The organism is Asaia sp. A2 (assembly GCF_057319415.1).
The window spans coordinates 69,879-86,750 of record NZ_JBXWTO010000001.1 but is presented as its reverse complement, the minus strand read 5'-3'; the positions used below and the strand labels follow the sequence as shown (position 1 = coordinate 86,750).

General features: G+C 59.5%; 18 protein-coding genes and 1 pseudogene. 10 read left to right on the top strand and 9 right to left on the bottom strand.

All coding sequences use genetic code 11. From position 1 onward, the window contains the following. Positions 1 to 121: 121 nt before the first annotated feature. Positions 122 to 1,321 carry a DegT/DnrJ/EryC1/StrS family aminotransferase gene (locus ACWNRM_RS00435; protein WP_485168994.1) on the top strand — a complete coding sequence of 400 codons (1,200 nt, stop codon included), beginning with the start codon at positions 122 to 124 and terminating at the stop codon, positions 1,319 to 1,321. Then, positions 1,318 to 1,779 (top strand): hypothetical protein, encoded by a 462-nt coding sequence (locus ACWNRM_RS00430; RefSeq protein ID WP_485168993.1) that lies wholly within the window; start codon positions 1,318 to 1,320, stop codon positions 1,777 to 1,779. Before ACWNRM_RS00435 ends, ACWNRM_RS00430 begins: the two co-directional genes overlap by 4 nt. 167 nt (positions 1,780 to 1,946) lie before the next feature. On the opposite strand, the gene ACWNRM_RS00425 is transcribed toward ACWNRM_RS00430, so the two are convergent. From ACWNRM_RS00425 to ACWNRM_RS00415, 3 genes are all read right to left on the bottom strand, one after another. Beyond that, positions 1,947 to 2,738: a MerR family transcriptional regulator gene (locus tag ACWNRM_RS00425; protein ID WP_485168992.1), complete on the bottom strand. Its 792-nt coding sequence runs from the start codon at positions 2,736 to 2,738 to the stop codon at positions 1,947 to 1,949. A gap of 195 nt (positions 2,739 to 2,933) precedes the next feature. Further along, positions 2,934 to 4,052, bottom strand: a complete 1,119-nt coding sequence (locus ACWNRM_RS00420) for an AI-2E family transporter (protein WP_485168991.1) — start codon at positions 4,050 to 4,052, stop codon at positions 2,934 to 2,936. A gap of 45 nt (positions 4,053 to 4,097) precedes the next feature. After that, positions 4,098 to 5,990, bottom strand: a complete 1,893-nt coding sequence (locus ACWNRM_RS00415) for an ABC-F family ATP-binding cassette domain-containing protein (protein WP_485169298.1) — start codon at positions 5,988 to 5,990, stop codon at positions 4,098 to 4,100. 118 nt (positions 5,991 to 6,108) lie between these two features. Here ACWNRM_RS00415 and ndk point away from each other — a divergent pair, with 118 nt between their 5' ends. Together ndk and ACWNRM_RS00405 are read left to right on the top strand one after the other, a co-directional pair. Then, complete coding sequence (gene ndk / locus ACWNRM_RS00410) at positions 6,109 to 6,531, top strand: nucleoside-diphosphate kinase (RefSeq protein ID WP_023978403.1); 423 nt, start codon at positions 6,109 to 6,111, stop codon at positions 6,529 to 6,531. Positions 6,532 to 6,829: 298 nt separating this feature from the next. After that, a complete protein-coding gene (locus ACWNRM_RS00405; protein ID WP_485168990.1) occupies positions 6,830 to 7,315 on the top strand; it encodes a hypothetical protein in 486 nt (161 codons plus the stop codon). 69 nt (positions 7,316 to 7,384) lie between these two features. On the opposite strand, the gene ACWNRM_RS00400 is transcribed toward ACWNRM_RS00405, so the two are convergent. Next, on the bottom strand, positions 7,385 to 8,323 hold the full coding sequence (locus ACWNRM_RS00400) for a DMT family transporter (protein WP_485168989.1): 939 nt from the start codon (positions 8,321 to 8,323) through the stop codon (positions 7,385 to 7,387). Positions 8,324 to 8,468: 145 nt separating this feature from the next. Here ACWNRM_RS00400 and ACWNRM_RS00395 point away from each other — a divergent pair, with 145 nt between their 5' ends. Further along, on the top strand, positions 8,469 to 9,005 hold the full coding sequence (locus tag ACWNRM_RS00395; RefSeq protein ID WP_485172131.1) for a P-loop NTPase family protein: 537 nt from the start codon (positions 8,469 to 8,471) through the stop codon (positions 9,003 to 9,005). A gap of 77 nt (positions 9,006 to 9,082) precedes the next feature. Here the strand turns inward: ACWNRM_RS00395 and ACWNRM_RS00390 are convergent, their stop codons facing one another. From ACWNRM_RS00390 to ACWNRM_RS00380, 3 genes and pseudogenes are all read right to left on the bottom strand, one after another. Then, the gene (locus ACWNRM_RS00390) at positions 9,083 to 9,541 is read right to left on the bottom strand and encodes an MFS transporter (RefSeq protein ID WP_485168987.1); all 459 of its coding nucleotides are present in this window, start codon (positions 9,539 to 9,541) and stop codon (positions 9,083 to 9,085) included. A 73-nt stretch (positions 9,542 to 9,614) separates the two neighbouring features. After that, positions 9,615 to 10,262 (bottom strand): annotated as a pseudogene (locus ACWNRM_RS00385) (MFS transporter); the annotation flags it as partial. Continuing rightward, the gene (locus tag ACWNRM_RS00380) at positions 10,198 to 10,515 is read right to left on the bottom strand and encodes an MFS transporter (RefSeq protein WP_485168986.1); all 318 of its coding nucleotides are present in this window, start codon (positions 10,513 to 10,515) and stop codon (positions 10,198 to 10,200) included. The gene ACWNRM_RS00380 and the pseudogene ACWNRM_RS00385, both read right to left, overlap by 65 nt. Before the next feature lie 297 nt (positions 10,516 to 10,812). Here ACWNRM_RS00380 and ACWNRM_RS00375 point away from each other — a divergent pair, with 297 nt between their 5' ends. From ACWNRM_RS00375 to ACWNRM_RS00360, 4 genes are all read left to right on the top strand, one after another. After that, a complete protein-coding gene (locus ACWNRM_RS00375) occupies positions 10,813 to 11,223 on the top strand; it encodes a hypothetical protein (RefSeq protein ID WP_485168985.1) in 411 nt (136 codons plus the stop codon). Positions 11,224 to 11,226: 3 nt separating this feature from the next. Then, positions 11,227 to 11,640, top strand: a complete 414-nt coding sequence (locus ACWNRM_RS00370; RefSeq protein ID WP_485172130.1) for a sugar phosphate isomerase/epimerase family protein — start codon at positions 11,227 to 11,229, stop codon at positions 11,638 to 11,640. Between the two features lie 117 nt (positions 11,641 to 11,757). Next, positions 11,758 to 12,744 (top strand): glycosyltransferase, encoded by a 987-nt coding sequence (locus ACWNRM_RS00365; RefSeq protein WP_485172129.1) that lies wholly within the window; start codon positions 11,758 to 11,760, stop codon positions 12,742 to 12,744. Between the two features lie 86 nt (positions 12,745 to 12,830). Then, positions 12,831 to 14,243 (top strand): DUF2142 domain-containing protein, encoded by a 1,413-nt coding sequence (locus tag ACWNRM_RS00360; protein WP_485168982.1) that lies wholly within the window; start codon positions 12,831 to 12,833, stop codon positions 14,241 to 14,243. A gap of 81 nt (positions 14,244 to 14,324) precedes the next feature. Here the strand turns inward: ACWNRM_RS00360 and purN are convergent, their stop codons facing one another. Together purN and purM are read right to left on the bottom strand one after the other, a co-directional pair. Continuing rightward, positions 14,325 to 14,909, bottom strand: a complete 585-nt coding sequence (gene purN, locus ACWNRM_RS00355; RefSeq protein WP_485168981.1) for a phosphoribosylglycinamide formyltransferase — start codon at positions 14,907 to 14,909, stop codon at positions 14,325 to 14,327. 8 nt (positions 14,910 to 14,917) lie between these two features. Then, a complete protein-coding gene (gene purM / locus ACWNRM_RS00350) occupies positions 14,918 to 15,976 on the bottom strand; it encodes a phosphoribosylformylglycinamidine cyclo-ligase (protein WP_485168980.1) in 1,059 nt (352 codons plus the stop codon). Between the two features lie 95 nt (positions 15,977 to 16,071). Here purM and ACWNRM_RS00345 point away from each other — a divergent pair, with 95 nt between their 5' ends. After that, a complete protein-coding gene (locus ACWNRM_RS00345) occupies positions 16,072 to 16,803 on the top strand; it encodes a DnaA/Hda family protein (protein WP_485168979.1) in 732 nt (243 codons plus the stop codon). Positions 16,804 to 16,872 lie beyond the last annotated feature (69 nt).

Genomic DNA, 16,872 nt, shown 5'->3' with positions numbered 1-16,872 from the left:
TGGGCGTTGATCTCGTATGCGCCCAGTCCAACGAAAACGGCCTGTCGGGTTCTGGCCCGGATGTCAGGGCCTGCAGCGATAAGGGACCGGCCTCATCGGCCGTCTATGGAAAAAAGGTGCCATGAGCGACAAAGCCCCCATCTCCTTTCTCGACCTGCCCAGACAACAGGCACGCCTCGGTGCGACGCTGAAGCAGCGCATTGATACAGTTCTCCAGCATTGCAGATTCGTGATGGGTCCAGAGGTTGAAGAGCTTGAAAAACGGCTCTGTAGCTATAGCGGCGCGGCTCACGCCGTAAGCGTCTCGTCCGGCACCGACGCGCTTCTCATGGTGCTGATGGCCGAGGAGATTGGTCCGGGCGACGCCGTGTTTCTGCCCGCCTTCACCTATACCGCCACCGCGGAAGTGGTGCTGCTTCTTGGCGCCACCCCGGTTTTTGTGGATGTGGATCCGGCAAGTTTCCAGATCGACTGCGATAATCTGCGCGCGCGCATAACGTCGATACGCGCGCAGGAGGAGCTTGAGCCTCGAATCGTCATCGGCGTTGATCTGTTCGGTCAGCCTGCGCCCTGGGCGAACCTGCGCGATATTGCCGCGCAGGAGGATCTGTTGCTTGTTGCCGATTGCGCGCAGGCTTTCGGTGCCTCTCTCAACGGTCAGAAGCTGGGCCGCGAGGCGATGGCGACAACCCTGTCCTTCTTCCCGTCCAAGCCACTGGGGGCCTATGGCGATGGGGGTGCCATCCTCACTGACGACGCCGAGCGTGCGACATTGTACCGTTCGCTGCGCACCCACGGCGAGGGGCGCACGCGCTACGAGGTTCTGCGTATCGGCCTCAATGGGCGCCTCGATACGCTTCAGGCGGCTATTCTTCTGGCAAAGCTCGACCGGTTTGAAGAGGAACTGGCCCGTCGCGAGGCCATTGCACAGGCGTATGACGCGGCGCTTTCCGGTATTGTGCAGACTCCAGCACGGGTAAAGGACAGCGCGAGCGCCTGGGCCATCTATTCCATCCTGCTGCCGGACGCCGCAACGCGGGATGCCTTGCAGGCGCATCTTGGCCGCCACGGGGTCCCGAGCGTCGTGTACTATCCGCGCCCGCTGCATGAGCAGCCAGCTTATGCCGAGCATCATGACGAGACGGTATCGCTGCCAGTTTCGGAAACGCTGGGCTCTCGTATCCTGGCCCTGCCGCTTCACCCTGAACTGACTGACGAGGAGGTCAGCCGTGTGATCAGCGCTGTCTCGTCCTATTTCGCAAAGCCCGAAACACGTGGTGAAGCGGGTTCTGCCGATGCCGGGCAGGAGCGCGGCGCGTGAGGAAAGAAACCCTTCTCGTTTTCGGATTTCTGGCAGTTGTTCTCTCGACGGTCGCGCTCATCTGGTATTTCGCATGGCCGGCTCTGCGTCCGGTACGGTTCGAGACCGTCTCGGATGTAACACTGACGATCGAGCAGACAAACCAGACGCGCAGGCTTGACGCAGCGGAAACGGCTCAGCTGAACGCATGGCTCCACAGCCATACGCATGGCTGGGCCCCGCTCACCTCGCCAGCTCCCTCGACCGGCGATGTGGTAATCAAGGCCCACCTGCCAGATGGTGAACCGTTCGAACTCGCGCTCTGGACGGGTATCAGCGGCGCTGACTGGAATGATACAGCCATCACGCGCGCGAACCCCAAGGCTCGATTCAAGGTGCAGAGCTTCGACGATCAGGGCTGGGCGCCGCTGCGTCGCTTGATCGAGGGGCAGGGCTTCGAGAAAACCGACGTTCCCTGAGGAAAAGTTTCGCGGCCTTTTCACCTGCAAAGGTGTTCAGGCCGGTGCTTGCCACTCTAGCCTGACACCCGTGACGGTTGCAGGCATGGTGTCAGGCGTCACGATTGCGACACCCATGGCCGGGAATGGAAGCAGCCATCCCGGACCAGCAAGGCCCGCGTTCAGGGCTAGCCCTGCGAAACCTGCTTTTCCCCCGTGCGTGAGAGCCGGCCGGTCTCCGTCATGAAGCGATAGACCTCGGCACTGAACGGTGCCGTGGCCGTGTCTGTCTGCCAGTTTTCCATATCGGCATACATCTTTGCCGCCTTGTTCCAGTGGTCCTTGCCCAACGCATCAACCATCGGCCGTTGAAGCGTCATCCATTCACCAAGCAGCGACAGGGCTTGCGGCGACCCCGGAGCAACACCTTGTCTGATGGCGTCTTCAACACGGATGATCAACGCCGTCCAGTTCTGCTCATAGGCGGTGCGCGTCTCTCCCGGAAAAAGTCTGGCCCCGAGCGCCTGCCAGCGATCCCATTCTTCCTCAGTGAAATACTGCTTTGCGACGGTTCTGAGATCCTGTTGTGTCATGATGGTCTGTGCCTCCTTGATCAGGGAACAGAGCCGGTCAGCATCTGGCGTTTCGCATGTTCCGAGCAGATCGGACATATGCCGCAGACGGCGCAGCATGGTCTCGATCTCTCTTTGCTTCGCGCCAAGATGCAGGATCTGTGTTTCGATCAGGCTCCGGGCGTCCAGAGAGGGGGCAATCATGACCGCGGAGATTTCCGACAGCCGGTACCCTGCTTGCCGAAGCAGTAGGATCTTGGTGATCAGGTTTACCTCCCGCGCGCCGTAGACACGACGACCTGCCTCGGTTCGGCGTGGGGCGATCAACCCTTTTTCTTCAAGGTGGCGCAGGCTGCGTATCGACAGCCCGCTTTGGGCGGCCATTTCGCCAATTGATCGATCACGCATCACGAGGCCCCTCTCTATCGTCCGGCATCTTCATGCGACGCTGACACAGTGTGAGGAGCAAGCGATAAATACGCTAAGTTCAAAGAGTGATATCTGAGTGCAGAGCCCTGCGCAGCCCGTGGCATCACTTCGCCTGACAGGTTGGACTGACGGGGTGTGTTAATACGCCCCGTCAGTTGAAGATCAGGCGTGCTGTTATTTCCCGCTCTCACTGGAAAGCGGCGCATCGCCCATGGTCTCGCCCGTACGCATATCATCGGCAAGTGGTGCCGTACCCTTGTCACCAATGGCAAGCAGGGCTGCGGTGAGGGGAGAGGCAAGGATAAGGCCCGGCACGCCAAGAATGGTACCGAACACAGTCTGGGAGAGAATCGCCAGAGCAGGCGGCATATGTACCGCGTGGCGCTGGATCAGGGGGGCGAGCACGTTGCCCTCCAGGAACTGGATGACGCAATAGAGCCCCGCTACCATGAGGCCAGTGCGTGTGCCTTGGGAAAGGGCGATCAATACAGCCGGTATTGCCCCGAGAATGGCGCCGATATACGGGATGAAATTGCAGAGTCCGGCAACGACGCCGAGCGCCATCGCCAGAGGAACGCCAAGAAAGCCCAGACCAATACCCGAGGCCAGACCGACGGCAAGCATGTCAAAGGCCTGACCGATCGTCCATGACCACAGGGCCGTGCCCGCAGTCAGGAAAAGCTTGCGGGCCTCGGGGCGGTGACCCTCCGGCACGAGGCGCAACAGGCCATCCACATAGATGGCGGGGGACAGGGCGAAGTAGAGCCCGGCAATCAGGATCACGGCAATCGTGCCGAGCAGACCGAACGCGCTGCTCAGAATACCTGTCACCGAGTTGGCAAGCCCGGCACCAAACGATGGGCCGCTACCAGCCTCGTTCCCGCCGAGCGACTTGGGCAGATGATCAAGCGCAAACTGGCCCCATGTGCTGGTGCCCATCTGCTCGCGTATCTGCCCGTACTGTGTGATCAGCGCCTGCTTCAGCTTTACGAACTGGTCACCGATCTGCGGGCCACTGAAGAAGAAGAGAGCGGCGATGGCGAGCAGGATTGTCAGTGCCACCAGGCCTACGGCAAGTTGGTAAGGCATGCGCGCCTTGTCACGCAGAATACGGGCCAGACCGTGCAGGATGACAGCAAGCAATGTGGCGGCAAAAACCACCATCAGCACGTCGCCAATAAGCCAGATGGCGAGCACGGCAACTGTCACGATAAGAGTAAAACGCAGGATCCGGAAGATCCGCGTCAGTTCACGCCCCGCGCCGTGGGCCTCGTCAGGATGAGTTTCAGACATCGTCTCTCTTGTTTTCAAAAATCTGTCTCGATGTAACGGAGAGCCCTAGCTCCGGTTCGCCTGGTCGATTTCGGCTTCTGCGGCCAGCCAGCGTTCCTCCGCGGCCTGCTCCTCAAGGCGCAACGCGGCCAGTCTTGTGTTCAACTTCGTGATTTCAGCTGTATCGCTTTTTGCATAAAGTGCCGGATCGGCCAGGCGCGTCTCGATTTTCTGACGCTCCTTGCCAAGCTGCTCCAGCAAATGCTCGGCGGCTTTTGCTTCCTTGCGCAGGGGCGCCAGAGCCTTTCGCTGTTCCGCACGGTCGCGGCGCTGATCCTTCCTGCCGGCGCTGTCCGGTTCGCTCTCCACCCGGTTGTCGCTGGCGGCCTTGCGTGCCCGTTCGATCAGCCAGCTGCGATAGCCGTCCATATCGTCATCGAACGGCGTGATCGTTCCCTCATCCACAAGCCAGAGACGATCGGCCACGGATTCCACCAGATGAGAGTCATGGCTGATCAACACGACAGCGCCTTCAAAATCGCAAAGGGCGCGAATCAGTGCGTCGCGTGCATCAAGATCCAGATGGTTGGTCGGTTCGTCCAACAGCAGGAGGTGAGGGGCGTTGCGCGTGGCGAGGGCAAGGAGGAGGCGGGCTTTCTCACCGCCGGAGAGGTCACCCACCCGGGACTCGGCCTTGCCGGCATCGAGGCCGAACCGGTCGAGCTGTGCCCGCACGGCGACGGGCGTCGCATCAGGCATGGCGCGGCTCATATGGTCGATGGGTGTATCGCCCAGCACGAGCTCGTCACCCTGATGCTGGGCGAAATAGCCGATGCGAAGCCTCGGCGAATGGTTGACGCGGCCTGAAATGGGGTCGAGACGCCCTGCCAGCAATTTGGCGAAGGTTGATTTGCCCTTGCCGTTCTGGCCCAGAAGCGCGATGCGATCATCAAGATCGAGGCGGCAGGACAGGTTGGACAAGACAGCGCGCCCGTCATAGCCAACGCTGACATTTTCCAGCGACAGCATGGGCGGGGGAAGAGGCGTGGGCTCCGGGAAGGCAAAGCGGGTGGGACTGTCCTCCACAACAGAGTCGATCTGGGGCAGACGCGCCAGTGCCTTGAGGCGGGCCTGAGCCTGTCGGGCCTTGGTGGCCTTGGCCCGGAAGCGATCGACGAAAGACTGCATATGTGCGCGTTGCGCAGCAAGGCGTTCAGCTGCCCTGTTCTGCTGCAGGGCCTGCTCGGTGCGTATGCGGATGAATTCGTTATACCCGCCAGGGGTGAGGCTCAGCTTGCCCTTGTCCAGATGCGCAATGGAATCGACCACGCTATCGAGCAGGGAGCGATCATGGCTCACGACGATGGCTGCACCCGAGAAGGTCTTGAGCCAGTTTTCGAGCCAGATTGTCGCCTCGATATCGAGATGGTTCGTGGGCTCGTCCAGCAACAGCAGATCGGGGTTCAGGAACAGGGCTGTGGCCAGCGCCACGCGCATGCGCCAGCCACCAGAGAATGACGATACCGGGCGCTGCTGGGCTGCATGGTCGAAACCCAACCCCGACAGGATGCTTGCCGCGCGTGCGGGGGCTGTATGCGCATCAATGACAAGCAGACGCTCATGGATGTCGGCGAGACGCGACGGATCATGGGCCGCTTCCGCCTCGTGCAGCAGGCGCGCACGTTCGAGATCACCGGCCAGAACCGTATCGATCAGGGAGGCATCACCCTCTGGTGTCTCCTGCTTGACGCGCCCCATGCTTGCCCGGTTGGAGAGCTGTATCGTGCCTCCATCGGGGTGCAGATCACCGGAGATCGCGGCAAGCAGCGTTGATTTGCCCGCACCATTCCGACCGACCAGACCGACCTTGCGCCCCGGGTCGATGCTGAGTGAGGCATTGTCAAGCAGGACACGACCGGCAATGCGCAGGGTCAGGTCGGTGATGGTCAGCAGGCTCACGATGTTTTCCCAGGCAATATGGAGGCGTTTTGATGCCAAGCGGACTATCAGGAAGTGTTGTTTTGCTCTAGGGGAAGGGCGTCCACCGCTTTTCTTTTTTAATGCAGGAGATGCCTCAATGGCCCTGGAACGCACCCTTTCGATCATCAAGCCCGACGCAACCCGCCGCAACCTGACCGGCAAGATCAATGCCGTGTTTGAAGGCGCTGGCCTGCGCATCGTCGCCCAGAAGCGCATCAAGCTGACCGAAGACCAGGCCAAGGCCTTCTACGCTGTGCACGCCGAGCGTCCGTTCTATGGCAGCCTCGTTGCTTCCATGCTCTCCGAGCCGGTTGTCGTGCAGGTGCTGCAGGGTGACAACGCCGTGGCGCATCATCGCGAAGTCATGGGCGCAACCAATCCGGCACAGGCTGCCGAAGGCACCGTGCGCAAGCTTTACGCCGAAAGCATCGAAGCCAACTCGGTGCATGGTTCGGACAGCCTCGAAAATGCAAAGAACGAAATCTCGTTCTTCTTTGCCGAGACGGAAATCCTCCCGTAAGGGCCGTCTGCATCAAGGCTGGTAGAGAAGGCGGCTTTTCAGCCGCCTTTTTTTTGACTTTTTACTGAGTTGGAAGCTGAGGTCAGGCACTGTGAGCTGTGTCGTTCTCTCGCTGAAACGCATCCATTTATCCGGCCGCGATTTCCACGACGCCGATGGCGGCTATTAACGCTTTGTAGAACAATAACCTGAATAATCTGCCAAACTGCGCCCGATTTGGTAAATCACGTGGATGGCGAAGTGATAAGAAAATTGGGGTTACATAATCGCAAAGAAATTGCGTAAAGTAGAGAATTAGATGGTAGTAACAAGCATAAATAAAGATGACGAATATACCGGAAATTCTTCGTTGTATTCCGATAACGTCATTCCATTCCCAACCAGGGCGGCGCCTGTAGAAACAAAAACGCCAGAGATCGTTGACCCGGATATTTCCATCTACACGCAAGATGGCCGAAAGCTGGACAAGCTCGGACTGTCGACCGATGAGTGTTGCTATATCCTTCCCCCAAACGTGCAGGTGATTTGTCTCAAGCGTAAGGAGGAAAATTCTGTTGTCATCGAAGAAGGTGTTGTGCTGCCGAAGACGATTCCAGTGCGTGTCATCCTGTCCGAAAGCGATGCGGTAACAGAAATCGGCATGGTCAATGTGGAGAATTTTGCGTCTATGCCTGAGCCGATGCAGGTCATGCATTGGATCGACCCTGGTCATAGGCTTTTTCTCGCCCGCCAATCGCCGGATCATGTGGCCATGATCTCCCTGCGGCTCACTGTGTCAGACTAATCAACCGAGAATGATTTGGGTGGGGATGTGCAGGAACAGGACGACGCGAGCGAGATCTGAGGCGGCGCGTCAAGGTTGCCGAGGTGCGGTTGCCCGTCTTGTGACGAAGCGCAAAAGGCGTCCATCGATCGCAGCCAGGCCTGCGCCGATCAGGCAAAGCCCGGCCAGAGCAAACCAGCCGGGTCGCTCGCCCAGAAAAAGCATTCCGAGCATCAGCGCCATGATGGGGAGCAGGAACGTGACGAGCGAGAGATTCGTGGCGCCAGAGGTGGCGAGAAGTCTGAAATAAAGAATGAAGGCGCCAGCGGTACTGAGCAATGCGATGCCTGCAAAGGCTGCCCATACGGCTTCCGAAAGCTGAGGAAGCATCCACGGGTGATCAACCAGCATGGAGAGGGGCAGGATCAGGATCGTGCTGGCGGTGAGTTGTCCGGTGGCGATCTGCAAAGGCGGTAGACCGCGGAACTGTCGTCCGTACACGCCTCCAAACCCGTAGCTCAGCGCCGCGCCAAGGCAGGCCAGTTCCCCGGCAAGCGAGCTTTGAAACCTGCCCCCAGCCAAGGCAGGCGCGATCAGAGTGCCAACCCCACAAAAACCCAGCGCGATCCCGGCAACCTTTCCCCAACGCATTTTCTCGTCATGGGTCAGGAAATGCGCGACGATAATTGTGAAAACCGGGGTCGTGGCGTTCAGAATTGCTGCCAGACCGCTGGAGATGCGCGTTTCACCGAAGGCGATGGCCGAGAAAGGTATGACGTTATTGAGCAGCCCCAGAAGGAGAAGCCGTAACCAGAGGGTACCATTCAGCGGCAGGGGCGCGCGGCGGACGATCAAGAGAAGATTGAGCGCCAAGGCCGCCAATCCGACCCGCCCCAGCACGACAGTGAAGGGTGGTACGGCAGAAACAAGAATCTTGAAAAAGAAAAACGAGCCGCCCCAGAGGAGAGCAAGAACCAGCAGAAGCGACCACTCCTGTGGCCCCATATGGTTTTGGTGCTGCTCCTGCACGGATCGTCCCTCTTTCTGAGTCGTTTCATCGCTCTTGTGGCACGGTTGCGGATCTATCGCACGATATATGAGGGCGGCGCGCTTGGGTCGAGCTTCAACAGGGTGCTGCTTCTCCGGTGCGGGAGGGCCTATTCAGGCAGGGGGTATGAAGCCGATGGATCCAACGAGCAGACTGGGAACGCGCATTTGTATACTCGGCCCGTCCAACAGCGGGAAATCCACGCTTGCGCTGCGTTTGGGCACGGCGTTTGATCTCCCCGTAATCCATCTGGACCTTTTGCGTTATCAGTATGGCAGTTTTAGCACGTTGAGGCCGCTCGATGCGTTTCATGCAGATCATGCACGGGCAATTTCGGATGACCGCTGGGTGATCGAGGGGAATTACTCCTCCTGCATGGAAGATCGTCTGGCACGAGCGACCGGGTTGATCCTGCTGGACGCGTCAACCTGCCTCAGCCTGTATCGTTATCTGCGTCGCTGTGCACGTCCCGGCCAGCGTATAGGAGGGTTTGCGCGCGACACCTGCGAGCCCGTCAGTATCGCGATGCTGAGCCATATCGTCGGGCCGACGAGATTGAACAGGCGGCGCTACCAAACGATCTACGCCCGCTCGCGCTTGCCAAAATGCTTCCTCCCGACACCTCGTGCCGTCAATGAGTTCTGCCGGCACGCGGGACTGTGAGGAGGCGTAATGACGGCATCTGAAGTGGCACCGCCTATGTCAGCTTGTTTTTTCTATCAGGCTTCACCACGCCCGGTTCACGTGTGATCAACAGGGCGTCTGGTGGATAGCGGATTGTTCTCCGGGCGGCGCGCTCTGTAGGCGGGGCCAGCCATCATGGTTTCCTCAATCTTCTCAAGGGAGACCCCTCTTGTCTCGGGGATATACCGCAACACGAAGACCATCGACCCGAGGCAGAGCGCCGCAAAAAGCCACATGGAAAAGGCACCGTGAAAAGCCTCATTCAGGGCATGGTTGCCTGCCAGCATGGGAAAGCCTTGCGCCACCACGAAATTCATCACCCAGTTTGAAGCGACGGCGAGGCTCATGCCAATCGAGCGGATACGGTTAGGAAAGATTTCCGAAACGAGAATCCATGCGACAGGCCCCCAGGAAAGGCCAAACATGAGCATGTAAAAGAGAAGGCCGAACAGGGCGAGAAGTCCGGCATCCTGTCTGTAGAGGGCGACGGACGACACCAGAAGGCCGATGGTCATGCCGAGCGACCCCCCACAGGATCAGCGGACGTCTCCCCTTGCGATCGACAATCCAGGCTCCAATCATGCCCCCAACGATGTTGGCCACCCCAATCCAGATGGTCTGGAACAGGGCTTTCTGAAGGCTGCCGCTGTTCGTGCTCAGGAGCATCGGTGCGTAATAGACAACAATATTGATGCCGGTGAATTGCTGCGGGCCTGCGACCATGGCGCCCGCAAAGACGATCCATCTTGCGCGGCGGTCGCGCAGCACCGTCATGAGTGCAGGCCCCTGGCGGGTATGCTGCGTCATGGATTCCCGTATCTCAGCGATGAGCGAGCGCGCATGGGCCTCGTGCCCACGGATCACGTGCCAGCATGGTGATTCCGGAATGAGGAAGATTGTCACGCAAAAGACGAGGCGCGGAACAATCTCCGAGCCAAGCATCCAGCGCCAGCGCATTTCCTCAAGCCAGGCCGTGCTCGCACGGGCGGCGATCAGGTAATTGACGACATAAACGATCAGCGCGCCCAGAACGATGGCAAACTACTCCATCGACAAGGCCCGACCGCGCATGTCCTTTGGCGATACTTCAGACATGTACATGGGCGACACCGCAGAGGCGATGCCAACAGCCAGCCCACCTAAAATCCGGTAGATGATGAACTGGGTAAAATCAGGTGCAAGGGCGGCACCAATCGATTGCACGGAAAACAGGACGGCGCAGATGAACAGCGCCATCCGGCGCCCGAGCGAGCCACCCCGAGCCGAAGGCCCCGATGATGCAGCCCAGTATCACGCTGGAGACAGCCCAGTCAGTTGCGGCGTCGCTCAGATGGAAATGGGCCCGTATCGGCCCGATGGCCCCCGATATGACGGAGGTATCGTCGCCCAAGAGAATACCGCCCAGCGCTGCTACCGCGCAGATGCGAAGTACATAGGAGACATCGTGGCGCCCGGACGTGACGCCGACGAGTGACTGGATCCGTTTCATGCGCGACCTCCGTTTGCCGGGAAAGCGGTCTCGATTGCAGACGCGCGATGGGTCTCGCAGGAGCGACGACGCGAGGCAGGGGAGGGAAACGGAGGAATGATAGGGCGACCCAAAGATGACATTAAGTTAACGTCTGGAGCCTGGCCATGCGCCTGCGGAAGCGAATGCGAATTCTGATTGTTTCACATCAAGGCCGGACGGTGACCCTGTCACCGCCCGGGACAAGATCGGCCAGAACCACCGGGGCAGATTTCTGCCCGGTGAGGACGACTGATTTGTCAGGAGGAGATGGTCGTCATGCGCACCGCATTGCACGGTATTAAGAGTTTTCACTCGAATTTATTGACGGATATCCGCCTCTCGCATGAGGCGGGGGGTGACGATATGGAAATCTTCTATCCGAAGCTTGCCCGTTATCTTTCCTGCGGCGGTACCATCGATACCGTGCGAGGCATGGTACACGATGCCGGGATGGGCATAAGCCACGTGAGCGCGCTCGATCACATCGAGCGTCACGATGCGCCAGGGCGCGCAGCCCTGATGGAGGAAGCGGTAAAGATCACGCGCGAGGCGCATGATCTGGGCGCACCAACAGTCATAGTCCTCCCGCGCAACGGTGCCGATCATCTGGCAGAGCCTGCGCTCATGGATGTCATGGTGCAGAGTATCGCTTCAATTGCCGCGATCGGCGCCGATTGGGGTGTGTGATATATGATCGAGTTACCGGCCTTCACCCGTTTCCGGACCTTGACCCAGGCAAGAGAGGTTATTGCTCGTGTAGGAGCCGCCAATGTGGGGGTGGTTGTCGACTTCTGGCATTTTTACGGCTCGGGTGCCTGGTCTGCGGACCTCGCCGCTTTCGATCCTGCACGTATCTTCGGTGTGCATTTCTGCGACGGGCGTCTCCCTCGGGCTGATGAGGCCTGGGATGAGACCGTACTGCGTGACTGTCTGCCGGGGGAGGGGGAGATTGATCTGCCGGGGTGGTGCGCAGCCGTAAGGCGCAGTGGCTATGACGGCCCCTGGTCACTGGAGTTGATCAGCCCGGCACTCTGGGAATGTGATCCGGCCCTCCTTTTGCCACGCCTCAGAAAGGTACTGGTCGATCATATGGCACCTCAATGACAGTCGTAATCCTCTTGCGGAGAGGGGCTGTGTAACGGCGTTACATAGCCTTGATCTGGTCTAGCCCGGGCCGAAATGCTAGGAGCCGCAGATCAGGATCGTTCCGCAGAGAGAGTAATGCAGGCAGACCCCAATCAGGCAGGTATCGTCACAGCATCCGCGCTGCCGCTCGGCGCCTACCGGGTTGCTGTTCTTGTTCCCTGCTATAATGAGGAGGTGACCATAGGAGGCGTGGTGCGCGATATGCGTGCTGCCCTGCCGGAGGCGTGCATCTATGTCTATGACAATAATTCGAGCGACCGCACCGTCGCGCTGGCAAAGGAAGCTGGTGCGATTGTCCGTCGGGAGCGTTTACAGGGCAAGGGCCATGTCATCCGACGTATGTTTGCGGATATCGAGGCCGATTTCTATGTGCTGATCGATGGGGACGGCACCTATGAGGCGGCAGCGGCACCGCAGATGGTGCGCATGGCGCTTGAAAACGGGCATGATACCGTGATGGGTGTCCGCGTTCATGAAGCTGTTGCCGCTTATCGTCCCGGACATGTGCTGGGCAACAAGGTTCTGACCGGACTGGTTGTCAGTCTTTTTGGTCGTGGCCAGTCTGACATGCTCTCAGGTTATCGTGTCTTCAGTCGTCGCTTCGTCAAGTCCTTCCCGGCGCTTTCGTCGGGATTTGAGACAGAGACGGAATTCACGGTTCACACCTTGCAGCTCAACATGTCGATGGGCGAAGTCTCGACACGTTATATCGAGCGGCCGGAGGGATCATTTTCCAAGCTGAACACCTATCGCGACGGATTCCGCATTCTCGGGACAATCGTCAACTTGCTCAAGCAGGAACGTCCATTGCTGTTCTTCGGGGCCATCGGACTTGTGCTGGCGATATGCGGCGGCCTGATCGGGCTGCGTTCGGTCCTGGACTTCATCGAGACCCACACTGTGCCGCATCTCCCTTCCGCCGTGCTGGCAACCGGACTTGAACTCCTCGCGGCTCTGTCACTGGTTTGCGGGATGATTCTGAACAGCGTTGCGCTGGGCCGTCAGGAGAACAAGCGTCTGGCTTATCTGGCGCTTCAGGCTCCACCTTGTATTGATCTCTGACGTTTCACGGCACCAACGTCCATCAGCCTTAGTGCGTCTACGCGGCTTTTGGATACTCATCGCGTTTTCCCCTGGGGGATAGAGTCTTGCTTACCACTCTGAGATCAGCCCTGGCGCTTTCGCCCGTGCGCGTCTTCCTCTTTTTCGCGGCCATGATGGCGCTTTCATGCGTCCTGCTCATTCCGCCTGGGCAGATGCCTGATGAACGCAACCATTTTGCCCGAATTGTGCAGATCGCGCAGGGTGGGTTCGTTGGTATCAAACGCGATGCGGGACAGGCCGGGGGGTATCTGCCAGCAAATTTTCCCACTGAGGCGGAACTGCTGGACAACCTGCGTTTTCATGCTGAGAACAAGGTGAACCTCAATGAACTCTCGGCGCTTGCCGAACGTCATTGGGACAGAAACCGGAGCTGGGCGTCATTCGGTAATACCGTCATTTATGCCCCTATCACCTATCTCCCGGGCGCCTTTGTTACGCTCGTGGGTCGCCTGACACGGGCCACCATTATTCAGACCAGCATCATGGTGCACGTCGTCAATGCAGTCATAAGCATTGCCCTTTGTGCGCTTGGCATCGCAGTGGCGCGCCGGGGCGTGCTTTACCTGATGTTGCTCGCCAGCCTGCCGATGGTGATGGCGCTCAACGCTTCCTGTTCGCAAGATGGCCTGATCTTTGCTTTAGCCTTGCTTACTGCGGGGCTGCTCAGCCGGCTTGATGCTCTCAATCGCGGTTCTATCCGCTTCTGGGTCGGCATAACCTGTCTTTTTGCCATACTGACCGTCAGCAAGCCGCCCTTGCTGCTTTGCAGCCTGATCCCGCTTGGCTTTTTCCCTGGCAGAGAGTGGTTGGGACCGGGCCGCCGCAAACTCCTCTCTGTTGCGCCTTTCATGGCGAGCGTCGTGACCTTTCTGGTCTGGCAGCATTTCGGCATGACACCAACCAAGGTGCAGTTTCTGGACGGAACCGGAACATCAGATAGCGGTCAGGTACATTGGGTGCTGACCCATCCGCTCTCGCTGCCGATGCTCGCCTATACGACGCTCAAGGTGAATCTCGGTCACAACATTCATGAGTTCATCGGGGTACTTGGCTGGCTCGATACGCTGTTTCCTGTCTGGTTCTATCGTCTTGTTTACCTGACGATTATCGCAACGCTATGCTTCTGTGCCTATCCGGCGTTCAGGAACAAGGCGCTTGCCCAGAATGGGAGAACTGCTCTCGTCACAGTGGTCGCCATGCTGCTTGCTGTGGGGGCTGTCTATTTCTCGCTTTATGTCATCTGGACTCCGGTGGGCGCGCCTATCATCAATGGCGTTCAGGGCCGCTACTTCCTCCCGATTGCGCCCTTTCTGGCTCTGTTGTTTCCCCTGATGCCAAGGGCAGGCCAGCTTTCCCTGTCGGAAAGCACGCAGCGTTGGGCCATGCTGGGTATGACTGCTTTCCTGTGCTTTGACCTTGTGACGCTCACAAGCGTGCTGGCCGCACGCTTCTGGTAAGGGAGCGCCCTGCTCCCCGAACCTATGATGCGCGACAAAAAAGCCCGGCGTGACCGGGCTTTTTTGTCGCAAGAGGGCGCTTTATCGGGCTCTCAGAAACGCTGCGAGCGCCTCGGGGTAGAGGCGATGCTCCTGCTCCAGAACGCGTGCCGCAAGGGTGGAGGGTGTATCGCCCGGCAGAACCGGCACCTCGGCCTGGCCTAGTACCGGGCCTTCATCCACGCCATCAGTGACCAGATGGACCGTGCAGCCATGACGGGTATCACCCGCCGCCAGGGCGCGCTCGTGCGTATCCAGACCGGGATAGGCCGGCAGCAGGCTCGGATGGATGTTGAGCATGCGGCCAGCCCATCGCCCGACGAGATAAGGGGTGAGCACACGCATGTAGCCCGCAAGGCAGATCACCTCGATTCCTGCCTTTTCGAGACAGGCTTCAATGGCCTTCTCGTGTCCCGCACGATCTTTCGGGAAAAGGCGGTGATCGATCGCAACAGCTTCGAGGCCTGCGCTTCGTGCAGTCTCAAGCCCCGGTGCATCCGGGTTGTTGCTCAGCACAAGGGCAATGCGCGCCGGATAATCAGGTCGTGCACAGGCCTCGATCAGGGCATTCATGTTGCTGCCACGCCCTGAGATGAAAACAGCAATGGGGGTTTTATGGACAGCCATTGCCTCACTCACAGGGCGAAATCAACCTGGCCATCCAATGCATAGCGTGGGCCATTGGCGGTAACGTCGCCAATGCGATAGCCCTTTTCGCCACGAGCTTCGAGCATGGCCAGAACCTTTCCGGGTTCGGGCGTGATCAGAACCATGCCGATGCCGCAATTGAAGACCTTGAGCATCTCGTCATGCGCGACATTGCCCGTGGTGGCCAGCCAGCGGAAGACAGGGGGCACGGGCCAGGTATCGGCCTCGATTTGTACGCCCAGACCCTCAGGCAGGACACGGGGCAAGTTCCCGGGCAGGCCACCACCGGTGATGTGGGCGCAGCCATGCAGCAACCCGGCATGATGCAGGGCCATGACCGTTCGCACATAGAGCGCGGTGGGGCGCAGCAGGGCTTCGGCGAGCGTACTGCCCGGCTCGAAGGGGGCTTCGCTGTTCCATTGCAGACCGCTCATGGCCTTGATGCTGCGCACCAGCGAATAGCCATTGGAATGAACGCCGGTGGAGGGAAGGGCGATCAATGTGTCGCCTTCGGTGATGCCGGCGGGAAGCAGAGCAGAACGCTCGGCTGCGCCGACACTGAACCCGGCGAGATCATAATGCCCGGAGTCATACATGCCGGGCATTTCGGCAGTCTCACCGCCGACCAGTGCGCAATCCGTATCGCGGCAGGCCTGTGCAATGCCCTTCACGACACGGGCAGCATCTTCGACAGCCAGTTTGCCGGTTGCCAGATAATCAAGGAAGAAAAGCGGCTGAGCGCCCTGCACCACGAGATCATTCACACACATGGCCACCAGATCGACGCCGACCGTATCATGCTGACCGCTCTCGATGGCAACCATGAGCTTTGTGCCCACACCATCGGTGCAGCTGACAAGGATCGGGTCGGTGAAACCAGCGGCCTTGAGGTCGAACAGCGCACCGAAGCCGCCCAGACCACCCATCGTGCCCGGCCGGTCGGTCGATTTTGCTGCGGGCTTGATCGCCTCGACCAGCGCATCACCGGCCTCGATATCGACGCCGGAATCGCGATAGCTTGCTGAAGGGGAAATCGGATCGGTCATGCTGTCGCCTCGCTCGAAAAACCTGGCCGGTTGCGTTAGTATCTGTCCTTCTAATGGAGCCGACCCGGCTCGGAAAGGACCGGAACGGCTATTGAATGGACAAAGAAGCGGGAATTGACGGATTGGCGCCGGGCAACGCCGCCGCGCAACTCGCGCTGGCGCTGCGGCCGCCTGCGAGTGTTGCGGCCCGCCACTTCATTCCGTCGGCCTCCAACGCCCAGGCCCGCCACTGGCTGAATCAGACCGGCTGGCCCGATCGCAGGCTGCTGCTCTGCGGTGATGACAGCTGCGGCAAGTCGCATCTTCTGCACATCTGGGCAGCAAGACGTCAGGCCCGCGTTGTCGATGCGGCGACGCTGGATATGGCGCAGGTGGTGGAGATTGCGGGGACAGCCCATACCACGTTGGCGCTTGATCATCTGGAGCGTGTGACATCCGAGCGTGCCCTGCTGCATCTGCTCAATCTGGCGCGTGAGCATCGCACAACCCTGCTCATTGCCTCGCGTTACGCGCCTGTTCGTCTGCCCATCGTTCTTCCCGATCTGGCAAGCCGTTTGCGGGCTATCACGGTTGTGCCGCTTTTGTCGCCGGAGGATTCCCTGCGTTTTGCCCTGCTTCTGCGCCTGATTGCAGAACGTCAGATGATAGTCTCGAAGCCGATTCTCGATTGGCTCATGCACCATCTGCCGCGCACCTGCGATGCGATTGTGAGCGCGGTAGACCGGCTCGATCAGGCTGGGCTTGCTCATAACAGGCCACTCACGCGGGCCCTTGCACGACAGGCCCTGTCGGGGCTGCTGGATGAGCCCGCCCCCGGCGAACGCTGAACCTGACCACTCAGGCCGTCACCGGGCCGGAACGTTTTATGATGATTGGGTTAAGGGGTTTGACGCGCG

What these genes read in the sequence shown, in the direction of transcription:
- purM (WP_485168980.1), bottom strand. Translation starts at nt 15,976, where the DNA reads ATGACCGATCCGATTTCCCCTTCAGCAAGCTATCGCGATTCCGGCGTC.
- ACWNRM_RS00420 (WP_485168991.1), bottom strand. Translation starts at nt 4,052, where the DNA reads ATGTCTGAAACTCATCCTGACGAGGCCCACGGCGCGGGGCGTGAACTG.
- ACWNRM_RS00395 (WP_485172131.1), top strand. Translation starts at nt 8,469, where the DNA reads ATGAAGCCGATGGATCCAACGAGCAGACTGGGAACGCGCATTTGTATA.
- ACWNRM_RS00390 (WP_485168987.1), bottom strand. Translation starts at nt 9,541, where the DNA reads ATGACCATCGGCCTTCTGGTGTCGTCCGTCGCCCTCTACAGACAGGAT.
- ACWNRM_RS00435 (WP_485168994.1), top strand. Translation starts at nt 122, where the DNA reads ATGAGCGACAAAGCCCCCATCTCCTTTCTCGACCTGCCCAGACAACAG.
- ndk (WP_023978403.1), top strand. Translation starts at nt 6,109, where the DNA reads ATGGCCCTGGAACGCACCCTTTCGATCATCAAGCCCGACGCAACCCGC.
- ACWNRM_RS00405 (WP_485168990.1), top strand. Translation starts at nt 6,830, where the DNA reads ATGGTAGTAACAAGCATAAATAAAGATGACGAATATACCGGAAATTCT.
- ACWNRM_RS00370 (WP_485172130.1), top strand. Translation starts at nt 11,227, where the DNA reads ATGATCGAGTTACCGGCCTTCACCCGTTTCCGGACCTTGACCCAGGCA.
- ACWNRM_RS00375 (WP_485168985.1), top strand. Translation starts at nt 10,813, where the DNA reads ATGCGCACCGCATTGCACGGTATTAAGAGTTTTCACTCGAATTTATTG.
- ACWNRM_RS00365 (WP_485172129.1), top strand. Translation starts at nt 11,758, where the DNA reads ATGCAGGCAGACCCCAATCAGGCAGGTATCGTCACAGCATCCGCGCTG.
- ACWNRM_RS00380 (WP_485168986.1), bottom strand. Translation starts at nt 10,515, where the DNA reads ATGAAACGGATCCAGTCACTCGTCGGCGTCACGTCCGGGCGCCACGAT.
- ACWNRM_RS00425 (WP_485168992.1), bottom strand. Translation starts at nt 2,738, where the DNA reads ATGCGTGATCGATCAATTGGCGAAATGGCCGCCCAAAGCGGGCTGTCG.
- ACWNRM_RS00345 (WP_485168979.1), top strand. Translation starts at nt 16,072, where the DNA reads ATGGACAAAGAAGCGGGAATTGACGGATTGGCGCCGGGCAACGCCGCC.
- purN (WP_485168981.1), bottom strand. Translation starts at nt 14,909, where the DNA reads ATGGCTGTCCATAAAACCCCCATTGCTGTTTTCATCTCAGGGCGTGGC.